Source organism: Vibrio alginolyticus NBRC 15630 = ATCC 17749 (genome assembly GCF_000354175.2).
In the GTDB taxonomy this organism is placed as follows: Bacteria; Pseudomonadota; Gammaproteobacteria; order Enterobacterales; family Vibrionaceae; genus Vibrio; species Vibrio alginolyticus.
Map to the genome: position 1 here is coordinate 1,031,829 of NC_022359.1, position 19,017 is coordinate 1,050,845.

The window sequence follows — 19,017 nt, forward strand, 5'->3', positions numbered from 1 at the left end:
ATGGTATCGGAATCGCCTCTGTTGCAGGTAAACGATATTTCATTGGCTTTTGGTGGGGTGAAAGCTTTAACTGACGTGAGCTTCCATGTGAATGAAAAGGAAATTTTTTCAATCATTGGTCCAAACGGTGCAGGTAAAACCTCAATGCTCAATTGCATCTCTGGTCGATACACACCAAACAAAGGCTCTGTAATCTTCGCTGGAGATGACGTAACTAAACGTACACCAAGCCAACGAGCTGAGTTAGGGCTGGGAAGAACCTTCCAAAACTTAGCGCTCTTTTCTCATATGTCGGTACTGGACAACATCATGGTTGGCCGACACCACCTACTGAAAAATAACTTCGTCACGGGGCCACTCTATTGGTTCTCCAATGCGCAGAAAGAAGAGATGGCGCACCGCAAATATGTGGAAGACGTGATCGATTTTCTAGAAATCCAGCACATCCGAAAAGCGACTGCAGGCACCCTATCTTACGGCTTACGTAAGCGTGTAGAGCTTGCTCGTGCCATTGCCTTAAAACCTAAGTTACTGCTGCTTGATGAACCAATGGCAGGTATGAACTTGGAAGAAAAGGAAGACATGGCACGTTACATCATGGATCTGAATGAAGAATTAGATATCACGATCATCATGATTGAGCACGACATGGGCGTGGTCATGGACATCTCTAATCGCGTTTTGGTTTTGGATTTCGGTAAACACATTGCTACGGGTGAGCCTGAAGAAGTGATGGCCAACCCACATGTGAAACAAGCGTACTTAGGCGAAGAGTTACCGACATTAGAGGAGAGTGCATAATGGCACAGCAACATAATGATTGGGCAGATATAACCCGCTTAGATACCTTTCCAAAAGTGTTGCAACACAATGCCAAGAACTGGCCCGAACAAGTCGCAATGCGTGAAAAGGAGTTTGGTATATGGCGAGAGTTCACTTGGAAGGATTATGAAAACCGCGTCAAGTGGATGGCACTGGCACTACGAGATTTGGGTATTGGTGAGCAAGATGTCGTTGGTTTGCTAGGTGATAACCGCCCTGAATGGGTATGGGGCGAGTTAGCGGCACATGCGATCAAAGGTTTCTCGCTGGGCATCTATCAAGATTCTATGCACGAAGAGGTGGCGTACCTTATCAACTATGCAAAAGCAAAAGTCGTGATTGCCGAAGATGAAGAGCAATGCGACAAGCTGCTTGAGCTTGGTGATGAAATTCCTAGCGTTGAATACATTATTTACTGCGATCCTCGTGGAATGCGTAAATACGATGATCCAAGATTAATTGATGTTGAACAGGTCTACAAAAAAGGTCAGCTGATTGATAAAGCGGACCCAGACAAATATCTCAATATGGTTGTTGAAACCAAAGGCAGCGATCTTTCAATTCTTTGTACTACGTCCGGTACGACTTCTAAACCAAAATTGGCTCAGCTACACAGTGGCACGTTCTTGGATCACTGTGCGGCTTACTTGCGTGCAGACCCTCGTTCCCCAGGCGACAACTACGTTTCTGTTCTGCCTTTGCCTTGGATTATGGAGCAGGTTTACGTGGTTGGTCAGGCGTTGATTTCTCGTCAAATCGTTAACTTTGTGGAAGAACAAGAAACCATGATGTCCGACTTGCGTGAAATCGGTCCAAACTTTGTGCTGTTAGCGCCACGTGTGTGGGAAAACATTGTGGCAGACGTGTCTGCACGAATGATGGATTCGACACCGTTTAAGCAAAAGATGTACAAACTGGGCATGAGCTTAGCCAACAAAGCGCTGGAGCAGGGTAAACGCTCTAAGTTGGCTGAATGGATTCTTCTGCGTGCTCTGCGTGACCGTTTAGGGTTTTCGAACCTGACATCTGCGGCAACCGGCGGTGCGGCGATGGGACCGGATACTTTCCGTTACCTACAAGCTATTGGTGTGCCACTTAAGCAGCTTTATGGTCAGACCGAAATGTGTGGCGCATACACCGTGCACCAAGCGGATGATGTGGATTACGATTCCGTTGGTGTTGCGTTTGATAATGCAGAAGTGAAAGTCATCAACCCGGACAGCAATGGCGTTGGTGAAATCATCGCGAAAAGTACAGGCATGTTTACTGGCTACTTAAACAACCAAGCAGCATATGATGAAGATGTTCAAGATGGTTGGATGCACACAGGCGATGCGGGCTATTTTAAAGATTCCGGTCACTTGGTGGTGATTGATCGTCTGAAAGATATGTCGGAAACCAGCCATGGCGACCGTTATTCGCCACAGTTTATCGAAAACAAACTCAAGTTCTCGCCGTTTATTGCAGAAGCCGTGGTGGTAGGTAAAGGTCGACCTTGGCTGTCTGCCATCATCTGTATTCGCTATGCGATCGTCGCGAAGTGGGCAGAGCAACGCGGCTTGGCATTTACCAACTACACCAACTTATCTGCTCAACCAGAAGTGTACCAAGCGATTCGTGAAGAAGTTCAAAAAGTGAACGAATCCCTACCGGATGCACAGAAGATCAGCAAATTCATTCTACTTTACAAAGAGCTGGATGCCGACGATGGAGAGCTAACTCGCACACGTAAAGTACGCCGTGGTGTGGTTGCAGAGAAATACGGAGACATCATCGAAACCATCTACAGCGACGATCCAAAAGTCGATGTCGATACAGTGATCACTTATCAAGATGGCACCAAAACACGCATTCAAACGTCGCTAGTTATTGAAACGCTTATTGAGCATGAGCCAACACTAGTGGATAGCGAACAACGGAGGATCGCATAGTGAATACGGATTTATTACTGCAACTCGTCATTAATGGCGTGATCGTTGGCATGTTGTATGGCGTTGTCGCCATGTGCTTTGTATTGATTTACAAATCGACCCAGGTGGTCAACTTTGCTCAGGGTGAGTTCCTGTTGATTGGCGCATGGGTATGTTGGGCGGCATTGGTACACCTACAGTTACCGTTTTTTATAGGCTTTTTACTCACGCTCGCGTTCATGATGATTTTTGGTATCGCCGTGCAAACCATTGTGCTCAGACCGTTGATTGGTGAACCGATTATCTCTGTGATCATGGTGACCATTGGTCTATCGATGTTTTTCCAAGCGCTGATGAAGTGGATATTCGGTGTCTCTGCTGTGTCGTACCCGCAAGTGTTCGAAACCAACGTGGTGAATATCGGAGGTTTGAATGTTGAGTTTGCTTACATTCTGAGCTTGATCTTCTCAATGCTCATCATGGGCGCGTTCTACTGGTTCTTCAAATTCAGCAAAATGGGTCTGGCAATGCGCGCAACGGCATTCAACCAGCAAGTAGCCCAGAGTCTTGGCATTTCCATCAAGAAAGTGTTCGCCATCAGTTGGGCCATTTCGGCAATGGTATCTGCAACAGCAGGGATTGTTATCGGTATCGTTAACGGCGTATCTGACGCGCTATCCATTATTGGTATCAAAGTTTTCCCAGCCGTTATTTTAGGTGGCTTAGATTCGGTAGTCGGCGCAATTGTCGGTGGTATCACCATCGGGGTGCTAGAAAACTTGGCTGAGTTTTTTGATAGCCAATACCTGCAAGTGGGTAACTTATACAACATCGCACCATTCTATGTGCTGTTAATCATTCTTGCCTTCAAGCCATATGGCCTGTTTGGTACCAAAGATATTGAGCGTATTTAAGGAGAAATAACATGGCTCAACTTAGCATGCGCCCATGTGGGGATTTTCGAACCACATACAAAAGCGATACGCCAATTTTTGAAACCAAAACCATCAGAAGCCTTGCGATTGCAGGTGTCATCGCCATGCTGGCAGCACCGCTGGTCTTGGATATTTACTTCCTAAACCTGTTTATTCAGATTGCATACCTCGGTATCGCGGCATTGGGCTTAAACATTTTGGTTGGTTTTACCGGACAAATCTCGCTAGGTCACGGTGCGTTCTTTGGTTTTGGCGCCTTTGCATCGGCTTGGTTAAATAACCAGTTTAACATTCCAGTCGTGTTTGCGATTCCGCTTGCGGGTTACTTAACCATGATTGTGGGGATGCTGTTTGGTCTGCCAGCGGCTCGAATTAAAGGTTTATATCTAGCTATCGCAACGTTGGCGGCGCAGTTTATTTTAGAGGACTTCTTTGCTCGCGCAGATTGGTTCAGTGGCGGCTCATACGGTGCAAGCGCGAACCCAATTAATTTGTTTGGTTTTGAGTTTACGACTGACGAAAGCTTCTTCTACATCGCTCTGTTTGCGCTGATCTTCATGTATATGTGGGCATCAAACTTAATCCGTTCTCGTGACGGTCGCGCGTTTGTCTCAGTACGAGATCACTATCTGTCAGCAGAGATCATGGGCATCAACCTAACCAAGTATCGTCTGCTCTCATTTGGAGTGTGTGCATTCTATGCGGGCATCGGGGGTGCACTCTACGGACATTATCTAGGGTTTGTATCAGCAGAAGGCTTCACCATCATGATGTCTATCCAGTTCTTGGCAATGATCATCATTGGTGGCTTAGGCTCAGTCAAAGGTACGCTGATGGGGACGATATTTATCGTATTGCTGCCTGAAGTTTTAGAGTTTGGCGTAACGGGGCTTTCAGCGTTTGGTGATACCACCGCTTTCACTGATGGTCTGGCTTACTTCAAAGAGATGGCGATTGGTTTAGTCATCATGCTGTTCCTCATTTTCGAACCTCAAGGATTATCGCATCGCTGGCAACAGATTCGAGCATATTGGAAACATTATCCGTTCTCATATTAACGTGGAATTAAGTGGAATATACCTCAATAACAAGGACAACGAGTTATGAACAAAGGACATTTAGCGACAACGTTGGTGCTGTCATCTGCACTGTTTACTACCGCAACTTGGGCAAAAGATTCTGTGTTTGTCGGGCAATTAGTCGACTTTTCTGGACCAACGGCTTATGTGAGCAAGCCTTATGGTTCTGGCGTGCGAGACGCATTGCGTTGGATTAACCAAAACGGTGGCATTAACGGTACCGAGCTCGAATTTGAAACAGTAGACATGGCGTACAAAGTACCAGTGGCGATTTCTAACTATAAACGTTGGGTGGCGCGTAAAGACATGGTTGCGCTGCAAGGTTGGGGTACGGCGGATACCGAAGCACTTATTTCGTTTGTTACCAAAGACAAAGTGCCGGTGTTCTCTGCTTCTTACTCTGGTCACTTAACTGACCCAACTGGCAAAAACCCAAAAACCGCGAAACCAGCGCCTTATAACTTCTTTTATGGTGCGTCGTACTCAGATGCGTGTCGTGCGCTAGTTAAGTGGGCGAAAGAAGATTGGGAATCTAAGGGCAATCAAGGTGCGCCGAAATTTACGCACATTGGCGATAACCATCCATTCCCGAATGCGCCAAAAGAAGCGTGTGCAGAGTACGCCAAAGAACTTGGTTTTGATGTGCAAAACCCAGTCGTTGTGTCACTAAAACCAGGGGACTTCAAAGCGCAATGTTTGTCGCTGAAAGAGTCAGGCACCAACTACGGTTACATTGCTAATATCGGTAGCTCGGTTATCTCACTAGTGAAGTCTTGTAACACGGTTGGGACAGAGTTCCAGTACATGGCAAACATTTGGGGCGGCGATAAGCCAGTGCTTGAAGCAGCAGGCGATGGCCTTAAAGATTACGTTTTCCCAGGTATGACAGCGTTTTGGGGAGATGATAATGAAGGCATGAAACTGGTCCGTGAGATTTCTAAGCAGTCTGAATCAGAGCCGGGCGAATTCAGAACTCACCATTACATTCGCGGTATTTGTTCTGCGTTCTATATGAAAGAAGCAATGGAGTGGGCGAAAGACAACGGTGGTATCACAGGTGAAAACATCAAGAAGGGCATGTATGTCCATGACAACTGGGTACCACAAGGCTTAGAAGGTGTTTGTGTCCCTGCGAACTGGAAACCGGAAGATCACCGAGGCACAACAACCGTGAACGTCTTTATGGGCAACAACGATGGCGGCGCAGTTGATATCAAGAAAGTATCACAGGTGACATTGTCACGTCGTGACGATTGGCTAGGTTACTAATCTACGACTTATTAATAACAAAGCTTACTGAAAATAAGGATGGGTGAGAGAACACTCTCACCCTAGCAAGGAGTAGCTTGATGGCTGAATTAGCAACGAATATCGAACCGGCAGAAATACTGCTTTCAGTGAACAACATTGAAGTCGTCTACGACGAAGTAATACTAGTACTTCGCGGTGTGAGTTTAGAAGTTCCAAAAGGGCAGATTGTGACCTTACTGGGGGCCAACGGTGCGGGTAAATCCACAACGTTGAAAGCCATTTCTGGTTTATTGAAAACCGAAGATGGTGAAGTGACGCGCGGCGAAATCAACTTCATGGGCGAGCGTATAGACAACAAAAGCCCGGAAGAGATCGTCCGTTCGGGCATCTTCCAAGTTATGGAAGGGCGCCGAATTGTTGAAGATATGACGGTAATAGAAAATCTTCGCTTAGGCGCTTATACACGCACTGACAACGAAGTTGAACAAGACATCGAAATGGTGTTTGACTATTTCCCGCGACTCAAAGAGCGCACTGGCCTGGCGGGCTATTTGTCTGGCGGTGAGCAACAAATGTTAGCGATTGGCCGAGCGTTAATGGCTCGACCGAAGATGATTTTGTTGGACGAACCGTCTATGGGGCTTTCTCCACTGCTAGTTAAAGAAGTATTCAGCATTATTAACAAGATCAACAAAGAGCAAGGTATTACCATGCTTTTGGTTGAACAGAATGCCAACTTCGCTCTTCAAGCGGCCGATTACGGTTACATCATGGAATCAGGCAAAATCGTACTAGATGGCAGCAAGCACGAATTGCTAAACAATGAAGACGTAAAAGAATTCTACCTTGGCGGCGGCGATGAAGATCGCAAGAGCTTTAAGAATCTGAAATCTTACAAACGTCGTAAGCGTTGGTTGTAAGGAGCAAGGATGAACGAACTATTTGATGCGAAAGAATCGTTGTCTCTACAGGCGCGAGAAGAGTCGTTGTTTCAACGTCTGCCAACGTTGATTGAAAATTCGAAAGTCAATAGCGAACATTACGCGGCGCATTTTTCTGGGTTAGAGCCTACATTGGCAAACAATCGTGAAGGGCTTGCTCAGTTCCCGATTACACGTAAGTTCAATGTACCTAATCAGCAGCAACTTAAACCGCCGTTTGGTGGCTTAAATAGCGTTGCCATTGGTCAAATGGCGCGTGTTTTTCAGTCTCCTGGGCCTTTATATGAGGCTCAAACGGATGAGGCCGATTTCTGGCGTATGGGGCGCGCGTTTCACGCTGCTGGGTTCTGTGCGGGTGATTTAGTGCATAACACGCTCTCTTACCATTTCTCTCCTGGCGGATTTATTATGGATGGTGGCGCAAGGGCTTGTGGCTGTGCGGTATTTCCGGCTGGAGTAGGCAATACCGAAGCGCAAATAGAGGCAATTAAACAGCTTCAACCTAATGGTTACACTGGCACACCTTCTTATTTGCTGACGTTGCTACAAAAGTACCAAGAGAAATACAATGAGCTGCCTAGCTTTGAGAAAGCTCTGGTCTCTGGTGAAGCGGTTACAGCAGGCATGCAACAGATGTTTGAGGAAAAAGGCATTGCAGTCTTTCAAGCCTACGCAAGTGCAGAGCTTGGTTTGATTGCTTATCAAGTGTCTGGTGAACAAGGATTAGTGATTGCCGAAGATATTATTGTTGAAATCGTTGATCCTGATGGTGTTCCTGTACAACCGGGAGAAGTCGGTGAAGTCGTTGTAACGTCGTTCGATGAGAAGTTCCCGCTGATTCGCTACGCAACGGGAGATTTATCGGCATATCTAGAGACAAGTTCTGATTCTTCACGCACGAATGCACGAATTAAGGGCTGGATGGGACGAGCAGACTCCGCGGTGAAAGTAAAAGGGCTGTTTGTTTATCCGCATCAAATCCAAGAAGTCTGTCGTCGCCACGATATTAAAGGCTCCTTGAAAATTGAGCGCGATGGCTTCAACGATGCCATTACTTTTTGTTGTCATGATGTGCATGTATCAGCAGAGGACATTCAAGCAACACTACAGTCAGTCACTAAACTGAAAGGCAATGTCCAGTTTGTACCGAACCAAGTGGAGCAGCCGTTAATCAATGATCTTCGCAGTTAACTCATTGGTGGCATAAGTGCAGTAGAAAGTGGTTGTCATAAAAAACTAACAACGTCAGACAAAAGGCTAGAAAAGGGATACCACATTGCGCTGCGTATCCCTTTATTTTTTACTACCGCAATCAGGGAGCGGGTAAATGAAACAGGCACCAATGATTAACACACAATTCTGGGATGATTTGTTTATCCGAGGCACTATGCCTTGGGATGCCCAATCGACACCTCAAGAACTCAAGGACTATCTCGACAATTCACTTCATGTAGGCCAGTCAGTGTTTATTCCTGGGTGTGGTGCCGCTTATGAACTGAGCACTTTTATTCAATATGGGCATGACGTGATCGCGATGGATTACAGCCAAGAAGCGGTAAAAATGGCGCAATCAGCGTTAGGTAACTACAAAGATAAAGTCGTATTGGGTGATGTATTTAATGCCGATTTTTCTCACTCGTTTGATGTCATTTACGAGCGGGCCTTTCTCGCAGCACTACCAAGAGACATGTGGTCAGAATACTTTGCTATGGTGGATAAATTATTGCCAAGCGGAGGTTTTCTAATTGGTTTTTTCGTCATTGATGATAATTACCTATCACGCTTCCCTCCATTTTGTTTGAGAAGTGGGGAACTGGCATCTTTTCTAGAGCCCACGTTTGAACTTGTGGAATCCTCAGTGGTGGTAAACAGTGTTGAGGTTTTTAAAGGCAGAGAGCAATGGATGGTGTGGCAGAAACGTTAGTCGTCACTGAGACTTCTTTAGAAAGTATTCGCGGAAACTGTCTGGTTCTTTGTGAATCGCTGATACATAAGTCTTCACTCTATACCTGATGGAATGCTCACATAGTTTGTCGGTTTGTGTGAAACATTAATTTCTCGTTGCTGGTTTAAGTTGTTGAGATATCTCTAACAGCGGTTGAGTGGTTGAGTTTATTGCTGGCATGGGTTGTGTGCTCAGAGCGTAAAGCGACAGATCAGCATCGATCCGAAAGGTAGTAGAACGTCTCTTACTGATCTGTCTATTTCATGCTTATACTATTTTAGGTTGACCATCTGATGCGGTGGCACCGCCGTCTACAGGTAGGTTTACGCCATTAATGAAAGATGCGTCATCACTTGCCAAGAAAGTCACGACAGACGCAATTTCTTCAGGTTCGGCTGCTCGGCCAAGCGCAATGCGCTCATTGAATTTATCGCGGATGTCCTGCGGCCAGCCGTTTGTCATGTTGGTTTTTACTAAACTTGGGCATACGGCGTTAATTCTTACCCCATCCGCACCATGGTCCAATGCCATCGCTCGGGTAAGGTTCACCACTGCACCTTTACTCGCGCAATAGAATGCGGCACCCCAGTCACCACCCAAACCGGAAACGGACGCGGTATTTACCATACAACCTTTCGTTTTTAAGAGTTCAGGCAAAGCAAACTTCGCGCAATAAACGACGCCGTCAATGTTTACACCAGAGATCTTCTTCCAGTCTTCCACACTACCTTCAATCACGGAACCAGGGACATGTACGCCAGCATTGTTTACTAAAATATCCAGTTTACCGAAACGGGTAACAACATCAGAAATCAGTGCTGCGACTTTTTCTGGGTCAGAAACATCAATAGAATGCGCAGACACACGCTGTTTATCAAAGCCCTCAACGGCGTTTGCCAACTGCTCTTCATTCCAATCGGCAAGAGCGACGTTTGCGCCTTCTTCATACAAACGTTTTGCGATGGCCAAACCAATGCCATTGGCAGAACCAGTGACGAGTGCGACTTTATTTTTTAATCCTCTCATGCGATTTCTCCTTCGAAACTTACAAAAACGGGATCTTGATTTTTCTCTGTGCGCGGCAACATCAGTTTGTCGTTGTCGCTGTAATCTACGGGGATAGCCACCACTGCTGGTCCTTCAACGTCCATGGCTTTATTCAATGTCGGTAGCAATTCGTGTTGACTAGTCACTGCGAAGCCTTTCGCGCCAAATGACTCGGCGTAGGCCTTGAAATCAATTGGTCCAAATTTCACACCAGAGCAGCGCTGATATTTGTTGATCTCTTGCATTTCTACCATGTTGTAGGCGTTATCAACCCACACAATATGGACGATATTGCAGTTCAGTCTAACCGCGGTTTCTAACTCCATGCTCGATTGCATAAAACCGCCGTCTCCTGATATCGATACCACTTTGCTACCAGGTTTTAGTAGGCTGGCACCAATGGCCCATGGCAGTGCAACGCCCATCGTTTGTTGGCCGTTAGACACCAGCATTTGGCGAGCTCGAAAACAGCTTAAGTAACGAGCGATCCAGATGTGGAAGCTCCCCATATCAAGGCATAGCGTGGTATCTGGTGTGATGATAGATTGCATGGCTTTAATTAGCGCCAGTGGATGAAACCCTTGCTTGTTATAGACTTTGGGATAAGCCTTGATCACTTGCCGTTGCAGTGCTACCTCTTCCAGTATTGAAAGTGCCGTTGGGGAAAGGCGAGCATATTCAGAGATATAGCTGCCCATTTTATCTAATGACTGCGCAATGTTTCCGACGATTTCAACACAAGGTTGATAATTAAGTTGGTATTCTGCTGGTTCAATATCGAGGTGAATCACTGGGTTGCGGTGGCTGTTCCAAAGCTCAGGGTCATACTCTATTGGGCTAAAGCCGATGGTGAGAATTAAATCGGCGTCCCGCAGTAAAACATCGCCAGGTTGGTTATTAAACAAACCGACACGCCCAGCAAAGTGATGATAGTAATTGATGTCTACCGTGCCGGCGGCCTGGTAAGTGCCGACAACGGGTAGCTGCGTATTTTGAAGAAATCGGGCGATAGCAGCAGCGTTTTGACTGCGGCTCGCGTGAAGGCCAAGTAAAACCACACAGCGCTTTGCTTTACTGATTCGACTGACCGCTTCTTCGATTGCTACGATGTCTGCGCAACCAGGCTGTGTGTAAGGCGAGGGGACAATAATGTCCGTTTGGGTTTGCTCGGATAAAACATCTTGGGGGAGACTCAAAAAGCAAGCCCCAGGACGACCTGACTCTGCGATACGAAATGCGTTCGCCATGATCTCGCTTGCGGCGTCCACATGCTGCACTTCAGCACTGAACTTAGTTATAGAGCGAAAAATACTGACGGTATCCATGCTCTGGTGTGTTTGTTTTTGCTGGTCAGTTCGTTTCACCGCACCACCGATAGCAATCAGCGGATCGCCTTCGGAGTTTGCTGTTGCCACCCCCGTAACTAGATTTCCACAGCCAGGGCCTGACGTAACCATTGTGACGCCTGCTTTGCCGGTTAGTCTTCCCATAACGCCCGCCATAAATGCGCCGTTAGCCTCGTGGCGTACCGGAATCATTTGGATGTTAGTGTCTTCAATCGCATCGAACAGTCGATCGATTTTTGCACCGGGAATACCGAAAATGTACTTAATGCCGAGAGACTCTAGCTGTTGAGCGATCAACTGAGCTCCATTTTTATTTGAAGGTTTGGATTGCATTTGTTGTCCTTATTATTTGCCTGACTTTGTTACTTTTCCGCCTTTTCTATGGCGGTATTTATATCTTCCGGAGCCAAATTGGCGTTGAGGAAGTCTGTCGATACTGGGGTATCAATCACTAGCCGTGAGACTTTGCCAATCTGGAGAAATCCTGACGAAATGCTGTAATCCTGGATATGACCACCTCCTTGGCGGTCATCGGTAATAAAATGTTCGTGATAGCCGGGTACATTGATGCCAGTCGTATATTTAGGACTGCGAAAGCCGGCGACCACGCCTTGCTTATGCGTGAAGCGGAATGTTGGTTGTTCTTTGACCACTTCAAGCATTGGTCGATAAGGGCGTGTTTGTTTAGGTACGGTACGAGTACGAACTGAATCGAAAACACCATCAATGCGCACTGCGCAAAATAGGTTATCGCTTGGAACCAGGTCGTCTATGAGGCTATGGACTTCATGACGTGACATGCGCGATGTCAATGGCAGCTCGATATCAGGCTTAAAAAAAGTCATGACAGCAAAGGGCGTTTTTTGCTCTAGGTCTGCCGGGTTTGCGGAGCCATCCGACTTGAGTTGAAAAACTTCCTTATCAAAAGCAATCAACTCACCATCCAATTCATTGAACGTACCTAAACCAAAATCCCCATGTTTCAGCAGTTCTTCTATGGTTGTCGAGCCTTCGTAAACACCAGCGATCAAAGCACTCATTAACGAAGTCTGATAAATCTCACCATCTCCGGTAACGTGATGGTATTCAGAAAATTCTTTCGCTACTTCAAGCGAACAAGCGCATAGAGGGTTATAAAATCCACGCATGAGTAAGACCAGTTATGCAATGAAGAGTATATTTAGATTGACTTCTACACGGTGCTAAATCCAATATAAAAAAGATTTATTTTGATATGGAAAATATATGGAATTTCGCTACCTGAAGTATTTTGTCGCGGTCGCCGAGACTCGTCACTTTACCCGAGCAGCTGAACGGTTAGGGATTGCGCAACCTCCTTTGAGTCAACAAATCAAAAAGCTAGAGCACGAGCTTGGCGTGGACTTATTTAAGCGCTTGTCTAGAGGAGTAGAACTGACCCATGCAGGGCAAGTCTTTTATACGGATGCGGTAAATATTCTTGCTGATGTGGAACGCGCTAAAGCAAAAGCCCGACAGATTGCCCGTGGTGAAAATACGCAGGTTAAAATTGGGTTCGCGACGTCAACATCAACCTGCATTAAGGTATTGGAGAGGATTGGGCGTATTCAAGAGAATGGGGTTCATTTACAGACGGCGGAACTGTCAATGCCAGAGCTTGCCACTCAGTTAAAAAGCAAACAACTTGATCTCGCAATCATGCGGCTACCCTGTTACGCCAGTGAGCCTTTTGAGCACAAGGTGTTGTTTAACGACCCGTTTGTCGCGGTGATTCCGGCGGGCCACGAACTGGCAAAGTATCCCTGTATCCAGATGAAACAGTTGAGAGGCCATAAAATTTTACTGTTTCCACGAGAGACTGGACCCGCATTGTTTGATGGCATGAGTACACTTTTTGCCGACGCAGGAGTAAGGCTCGAACCACAGTTCGCAGCACCGCAACTTCGTACGACGATTGCCATGGCGCAGGCCGGGTTAGGTATTGCTCTCGTTCCGCGCTCACTGGCTGAACATCTCGATGATTCCGCGACAGTCGCCGAGATTGAGGATATCCCTCTCACTAGTCGTGTTGTTGTTGCTTGGGAGGCATCTAATCTCAATAAACAAGCGCTAAAAGTAGCCATGCACATCGGTCATGTTGAGGCTTAAAGATGAGTCATCGAACTGGCTCTGATAGCCACAGGCAAATGTGATACTCTCACTCGTTATATGCAAAGCTATGCTTTGGTTGAATAGACAAATCTTACTCAACGAATAGAACTTACTGAGGATGTACCAATGATATACGCTGCGGTCTTTGATATGGACGGGTTGCTGATTGATTCAGAACCTTTGTGGAAGGAAGCGGAAAAGCAGGTGTTTTCATCAGTTGGTGTCCAAGTGACCGAAGTGCTGTCAAAGCAGACTGCAACTATGACGACAGGTGAAGTAACAAGGTTTTGGTATGAACGTAATCCTTGGCAAGAAAAGAGCCTAGAGGAAGTAGAGAATGCTGTTGTGGATAAAGTGGAGGCATTAATAATTGAAAAAGGATGCGAATTAGAGGGTGTTACAGAAACACTCAAATTGCTTAAGGAAAAAGGGTTTAAGATAGGGTTGTCTACTAATTCACCTTATCAACTCATTCCCATCATTTTGAACAAACTCGGTATTGCCAGTTACTTTGACGCGATATCATCGTCAGACGATGTAGAGCAGGGTAAGCCAGAGCCAGATGTCTACCTTTTAACAATCAATAAACTAGGTGTAAATTCAAGTAACTGTATTGCCTTTGAAGACTCTTATTCGGGTATGCTTGCGGCAACACGAGCAAACATAAAAACAGTCGTGATACCTCAACCTGATAAGTTCTACCAAGAGTTTAATGAAGCCAGTCTAAAGCTGCAAAAGCTATCAGAGTTTAATGAAAGCCATTTGGCGAGTTTAATGGACTTGAATTTGAAAGAAACAATTGCACCAACACCGCATGAAAGTTTTTTAGAAGAAGGACTTGATTGTGAATAGTCGGTCGCTGAAAAAATACCTACTGCCAATGTTCTTATTGGTTTTACCTATAGAATCATTCGCAAAAGATACGACTATGTTGGACGAGCTCAATAATCGATTTGTTACATTTGAAAGGCGATTTGATGATTGTATCAACTCTGCTTCTCAAAATGATATGAGTGAAAACATTGTCGGTCAGATTCAAGCGCTTAATATTGATTTTGAAATTTCGGTTGGCTATTTATACAAACAATCACTTTATTTATGCTCTGATGATGAATTCAGTGATTTAGCAAGAATTATCATGATAATTGAAACCTCCGATAATGATGGATTGCAATTATCAAAGGCAAAAGCTAGTCAAATTAGAAAGCTACTTTTTAGCAAAGTGGATTTACGTTTAGAGTCGAAGTTTCAAAGTTTACCGCAAGATAAAAAGGAAGCATTACTGAGCATTGCGAAAAAGCTTGAACCTTTTGATCTCGTAAGCATGCATGAACGACTTCAGGCAATGTAGACTTATGAAAGAATGTTTTGAGTAGATTCTTAACGCTTGGCTTTTTCATTAAGATTGAGTATTAGGTTCAACGCCTCTAGCTCTTACACAAGATCTAGAGGCATCCATTTTTTATTGACTTAAACGTGTCGAGCTAAGATTTTAACCCTGCAGCGGTCATCATGACGCGAAATAACATAGACACTAACCCTAATGCAGCGACGCTAACGACCCAAATTCCAACCATCCAAGCCCACTGGCGGCACCAATTTTTGATTTTCATACTCACTCCTTATCAACTCGTTAATGGTACGCTTCGTCTTCTTTCACTTTTCCGGAGAAGACGTAGTAACTCCAAAAGGTGTAAGCCAGAATGATCGGGATGATGATCACCGCTCCAACGAGCATAAAGCGCTGACTGCTTGCAGGAGCCGCTGCTTCCCATATCGATATGCTAGGAGGAATGATATTTGGCCAGATACTGATGCCAAGCCCAGCGAACCCGAGAATCACGATCACCAATGCCATCACGAAAGGGCTGCGCTCTTTACGCTTTTTAACGGAGTCGGCAATCTTCAAACAGACCAGCCCAGTAATGACAGGTACGGGCAGTAAGTAGAACAAATTAGGCAGAGAAAACCATCTTTCCGCAATGGCAGGGTAAGCAAGTGGAGTCCAAGCGCTCACAATGACTAATGCGGAGATCATTGCCAGTAGTGTTTTGTTAGTGAAGCGGTACATCGTGTTTTGCAGTTCACCTTCCGTCTTCATGATGAGCCATGTGCTACCAAGCAGCGCGTACGTTGCGACTAAACCCAAACCACAAAAGATGGGAAAAGGGCTGAGCCAGTCGAGTTGGCTACCTACGAAGACGCGGTTTTCCACCGCAAAGCCTTGAATTACCGCGCCAACAACGATGCCTTGGAAAAACGTGGTTAAAATCGAGCCGACCATAAAAGAGCGATCCCAGAACTTTAAGTGGCTTTCCAATGCTTTAAAGCGAAACTCAAACGCGACGCCACGAAAGATCAAAGCAATCAACATCAACGTTAAAGGGATGGTTAGCGCTTCAATAATCACCGCGTAAGCCATCGGAAAAGCGCCAAATAGAGATGCGCCTCCAAGCACAATCCAAGTTTCGTTGCCGTCCCAAACTGGCGCGACACTGTTGACCATGACGTCTTTTTGTTTTTCATCCTTGATGAAGGGCATCAGTATTCCAATACCCAAATCGAAGCCGTCCATGATGATGTACATCAAAGTGGCAAAAACGATGATCGCGAACCAAATCACGGATAAATCAAAATGCATATTCTCTACCTTCACTTTGTGACAAATTCTAAATGCGACCTGAAACGGTCGTCATGTCGTGCTCATCGTGTTCGATTGCATCGGGGCCTTTCTTGATTTGGTGGATCATATAGTAATAACCAAAACCAAATACCAAGCTGTATACAACAAGGAAACACAGCAGGCTGATGCTCATTTGTAGGTCTCCGTGTGCAGAAACCGCATCACGCGTTTTTTGTACGCCATACACGACCCAAGGTTGCCGACCAACCTCTGTCGTAAACCAGCCAGCGAGTATTGCGATAAGACCAGATGGCCCCATAAACAATGAAAACTTGAGGAACCAACGCGAAGTATAAAGCGTGTTCTTTTTTCGTAACCATATGCTGTAGAAGCTTTGAAAAATCATCAGAAGTCCTAGCCCGACCATGATTCGAAATGACCAAAAGACGATAGGTGAGTTCGGTCGTTCCTCTTTCGGGAAGTCTTTCAGCGCCGGGATTGGCTCAGTTAAACTGTGGCGTAGGATCAAACTTCCTAAAACAGGAATTTCTAAGGCATAGTCTGTGCGTTCTTGTTCCATGTTTGGCATGCCGAACAATATCAATGGGGTTGGTTTGCCATCGCTGTTATCCCAATGTCCTTCGATGGCAGCGATTTTGGCGGGCTGGTGTTCCAGAGTGTTTAGCCCGTGCACATCGCCAATCACGGCTTGGAGTGGCGCAAGGAACACTAAGATCCCGAGCGACATCGAAAACATGGTTTTTACCGCAGTCGATTGATTGCCTCTCAATAAATGCCAAGCGGCTGACGCGCCTACAAAGAGTGCTGAACTGACGAAAGCCGCGACGCTCATGTGCGCCAAACGATAAGGAAATGAAGGATTGAAAACGATAGCAAACCAGTCGGTTGGCACCACACGTCCGTCGACAATTTCATAGCCTTGTGGCGTTTGCATCCAACTGTTGGAGGCGAGAATCCAGAACGTCGAAATGATCGTGCCTAACGCCACCATCGAGGTTGCAAAAAAGTGCAGCTTTTCGCCGACGCGACGCCACCCAAACAGCATTACGCCAAGAAATCCGGCTTCGAGAAAGAAAGCCGTTAACACTTCATAAGTCAGTAATGGGCCAGTGATAGAACCAGCGAAGTCGGAGAAACCACTCCAGTTGGTGCCGAATTGATAGGCCATGACAAGACCAGATACAACACCCATTCCAAAGTTAACCGCAAAAATTTTCGACCAGAAGTGATAGAGCTTTTGGTAATCGGGATTGCGTGTTTTTAGCCATAAGCCTTCCAGCACGGCGAGATAGGTGGCCAAACCTATGGTGATAGCGGGGAAAATAATATGAAAGGATACCGTAAAGGCGAACTGTATCCGTGCAAGCATAAATGCGTCGAGGCCAAACATTAAACTTCCTTTGATCTTTTAAGTTTTATGAGAGAGCTATTTTAAGAGGAGCGGAATGAGGGAAGTAGGTACAGACAGTGACTATAAACCTATAACAGATTAAATATTGAAGTGTTATTATTTTGAATTCGGCTTTATGGAAGGGGATTTGCGTTTGGCGAAGTATCAAGAGTTAGTGGAACAGCTTAAAAGGCAGATAAAATCGGGGATATGGCATCCGGGTGACAAGCTGCCTTCGCTGCGTCGCCAATCTGAACACTCGGGTTTGAGCTTGATGACGGTGTTGCACGCGTATCAAATTCTGGAATCTCAAGGCTGGGTCACGTCACAGCCGCGATCTGGTTATCGAGTAGCGCCCAATATTAAGAGCTCAAATGAACCCCAAGCGCCAGCCGCGGTTTCGTGGACTGAGCAGGTAGACATCAATGAGTTTATCTTTGATGTTCTGCAGGCGAGTAAAAATCCATCCATGATCAATTTTGGCTTTGCCTATCCAGACCCAAGTTTGTACCCACGATATCACGTGAATCGGGCGATGAGCGCAGCCGCTCGCAATATGCCGATTTCCACCACCTTTGATAACTTACCGCCGGGAAACGAGCAATTACGCACCATCATCGCGAAGCGTTATGCTGCGAAAGGCATTGAAATTTCACCCGATGAAATTGTCATTACGGCAGGCGCGCTGGAGGCGTTAACGCTCAGTTTGCAAGCCTGCACAAGACCGGGAGATTGGGTGGTTGTGGAGTCGCCTGCATTTTATGGTGCATTGCAATCCTTAGAGCGGTTAGGTTTGAAAGCGCTCTCAGTAAGAACAGACCCAGTCACGGGCATTGACCTAGACTCATTGGAACGAGCGCTGCAAACACACGATGTGAAAGCGTGCTGGCTGATGTCGAACTTCCAGAATCCTCTGGGTTTTACGCTTTCTAACGAGAAAAAACAAAAGCTGATTGAACTGACACAGCGATATAACGTGCCAGTGATTGAAGATGACGTGTACAGCGAACTGCATGCAGGGAATGACTCGGTTTATCCACTAAGAATGTTTGATGACACGGGCAATACCATGTTGTGCTCCTCGTTTTCAAAATCATTAATCGCAGGGCTACGTATTGGTTGGGTTGCGGCGGGAAAGCGGGCGCTAGAGGTACAAAAGTTACAGTTAATGAGTACATTAGCGACGAGTGCACCAGTGCAAATGACATTGGTACACTATTTAACAAGCCGCAATTATGAATCTCATTTGAAGCAGTTACGGAAAAAGCTGTTTGAACGTAAAAGTAAGATGACGGTTCTGCTTAGTGAGCTGTTACCTGAAGCAGTCAAAGTGTTAAGCCAAAGCGGTGGGTACTTTATTTGGTTAGAGCTTCCCAAGCATATTGATGCCTTGCCGATATATCGAGAAGCGCTAAAAGGTAATATCAGCATCGCACCGGGAAAGATGTTCAGCCTGACAGAACAATACGATCACTGTATTCGTCTTAACGCTTCTTTTGAGCTCAATGACAAATATGTTCATGCTCTCAATCTGCTCGCTAATATTATTCGCGAGCATTTGGCGAAATAGCGACTTT

The 19,017-nt window shown here is 45.9% G+C and carries 18 protein-coding genes; 12 read left to right on the forward strand and 6 right to left on the reverse strand.

Annotated features, from left to right (window positions below; all coding sequences use genetic code 11):
- From N646_RS19890 to N646_RS19925, 8 genes are all read left to right on the forward strand, one after another.
- Window positions 1-801 (forward strand): ABC transporter ATP-binding protein, encoded by an 801-nt coding sequence (locus N646_RS19890; protein WP_005373297.1) that lies wholly within the window; start codon window positions 1-3, stop codon window positions 799-801.
- Window positions 801-2,753 (forward strand): long-chain fatty acid--CoA ligase, encoded by a 1,953-nt coding sequence (locus N646_RS19895; RefSeq protein ID WP_005373296.1) that lies wholly within the window; start codon window positions 801-803, stop codon window positions 2,751-2,753. Before N646_RS19890 ends, N646_RS19895 begins: the two co-directional genes overlap by 1 nt.
- Window positions 2,753-3,646 carry a branched-chain amino acid ABC transporter permease gene (locus tag N646_RS19900; protein ID WP_005373295.1) on the forward strand — a complete coding sequence of 298 codons (894 nt, stop codon included), beginning with the start codon at window positions 2,753-2,755 and terminating at the stop codon, window positions 3,644-3,646. The genes N646_RS19895 and N646_RS19900 overlap by 1 nt, the downstream gene beginning before the upstream one ends.
- A gap of 11 nt (window positions 3,647-3,657) precedes the next feature.
- Complete coding sequence (locus N646_RS19905) at window positions 3,658-4,725, forward strand: branched-chain amino acid ABC transporter permease (RefSeq protein WP_005382737.1); 1,068 nt, start codon at window positions 3,658-3,660, stop codon at window positions 4,723-4,725.
- 45 nt (window positions 4,726-4,770) lie between these two features.
- A complete protein-coding gene (locus N646_RS19910; RefSeq protein ID WP_005373285.1) occupies window positions 4,771-6,015 on the forward strand; it encodes an ABC transporter substrate-binding protein in 1,245 nt (414 codons plus the stop codon).
- An 80-nt stretch (window positions 6,016-6,095) separates the two neighbouring features.
- A complete protein-coding gene (locus N646_RS19915; protein ID WP_005373283.1) occupies window positions 6,096-6,917 on the forward strand; it encodes an ABC transporter ATP-binding protein in 822 nt (273 codons plus the stop codon).
- 9 nt (window positions 6,918-6,926) lie between these two features.
- Window positions 6,927-8,129, forward strand: coding sequence for a phenylacetate--CoA ligase family protein (locus N646_RS19920; RefSeq protein ID WP_017820353.1), 1,203 nt, complete (start codon window positions 6,927-6,929; stop codon window positions 8,127-8,129).
- A gap of 136 nt (window positions 8,130-8,265) precedes the next feature.
- Window positions 8,266-8,862, forward strand: a complete 597-nt coding sequence (locus tag N646_RS19925; RefSeq protein ID WP_017820352.1) for a methyltransferase domain-containing protein — start codon at window positions 8,266-8,268, stop codon at window positions 8,860-8,862.
- Between the two features lie 288 nt (window positions 8,863-9,150).
- Here the strand turns inward: N646_RS19925 and N646_RS19930 are convergent, their stop codons facing one another.
- From N646_RS19930 to budA, 3 genes are read right to left on the reverse strand one after another with little or no spacing between them, the layout of a single operon-like run.
- Window positions 9,151-9,909 (reverse strand): meso-2,3-butanediol dehydrogenase, encoded by a 759-nt coding sequence (locus N646_RS19930; RefSeq protein ID WP_017820351.1) that lies wholly within the window; start codon window positions 9,907-9,909, stop codon window positions 9,151-9,153.
- Window positions 9,906-11,609, reverse strand: a complete 1,704-nt coding sequence (gene alsS, locus N646_RS19935; RefSeq protein WP_017820350.1) for an acetolactate synthase AlsS — start codon at window positions 11,607-11,609, stop codon at window positions 9,906-9,908. Before alsS ends, N646_RS19930 begins: the two co-directional genes overlap by 4 nt.
- 29 nt (window positions 11,610-11,638) lie before the next feature.
- A complete protein-coding gene (gene budA, locus N646_RS19940) occupies window positions 11,639-12,424 on the reverse strand; it encodes an acetolactate decarboxylase (RefSeq protein ID WP_017820349.1) in 786 nt (261 codons plus the stop codon).
- Between the two features lie 97 nt (window positions 12,425-12,521).
- Between budA and N646_RS19945 the strand changes: the two genes are divergently transcribed.
- From N646_RS19945 to N646_RS19955, 3 genes are all read left to right on the forward strand, one after another.
- The gene (locus tag N646_RS19945; RefSeq protein ID WP_017820348.1) at window positions 12,522-13,403 is read left to right on the forward strand and encodes a LysR family transcriptional regulator; all 882 of its coding nucleotides are present in this window, start codon (window positions 12,522-12,524) and stop codon (window positions 13,401-13,403) included.
- Between the two features lie 129 nt (window positions 13,404-13,532).
- Window positions 13,533-14,258 carry a hexitol phosphatase HxpB gene (hxpB, locus tag N646_RS19950; protein ID WP_017820347.1) on the forward strand — a complete coding sequence of 242 codons (726 nt, stop codon included), beginning with the start codon at window positions 13,533-13,535 and terminating at the stop codon, window positions 14,256-14,258.
- Window positions 14,251-14,757 carry a hypothetical protein gene (locus tag N646_RS19955; RefSeq protein ID WP_020480907.1) on the forward strand — a complete coding sequence of 169 codons (507 nt, stop codon included), beginning with the start codon at window positions 14,251-14,253 and terminating at the stop codon, window positions 14,755-14,757. The genes hxpB and N646_RS19955 overlap by 8 nt, the downstream gene beginning before the upstream one ends.
- Before the next feature lie 133 nt (window positions 14,758-14,890).
- Here the strand turns inward: N646_RS19955 and N646_RS23960 are convergent, their stop codons facing one another.
- Genes N646_RS23960 through N646_RS19965 form a run of 3 tightly spaced genes read right to left on the reverse strand, consistent with a single transcriptional unit; the run spans window position 14,891 to window position 17,440 of the window.
- The gene (locus N646_RS23960; protein ID WP_005373267.1) at window positions 14,891-15,019 is read right to left on the reverse strand and encodes a DUF2474 domain-containing protein; all 129 of its coding nucleotides are present in this window, start codon (window positions 15,017-15,019) and stop codon (window positions 14,891-14,893) included.
- 20 nt (window positions 15,020-15,039) lie between these two features.
- Window positions 15,040-16,047: a cytochrome d ubiquinol oxidase subunit II gene (gene cydB, locus N646_RS19960; RefSeq protein ID WP_017820345.1), complete on the reverse strand. Its 1,008-nt coding sequence runs from the start codon at window positions 16,045-16,047 to the stop codon at window positions 15,040-15,042.
- Window positions 16,048-16,075: 28 nt separating this feature from the next.
- Window positions 16,076-17,440 carry a cytochrome ubiquinol oxidase subunit I gene (locus N646_RS19965; protein WP_005373264.1) on the reverse strand — a complete coding sequence of 455 codons (1,365 nt, stop codon included), beginning with the start codon at window positions 17,438-17,440 and terminating at the stop codon, window positions 16,076-16,078.
- A gap of 154 nt (window positions 17,441-17,594) precedes the next feature.
- On the opposite strand from N646_RS19965, the gene N646_RS19970 reads away from it, so the two are divergent.
- Entirely contained in the window at window positions 17,595-19,010 is a 1,416-nt protein-coding gene (locus N646_RS19970) for an aminotransferase-like domain-containing protein (protein ID WP_021707553.1), read from the forward strand.
- The last annotated feature ends 7 nt before the right edge of the window (window positions 19,011-19,017 follow it).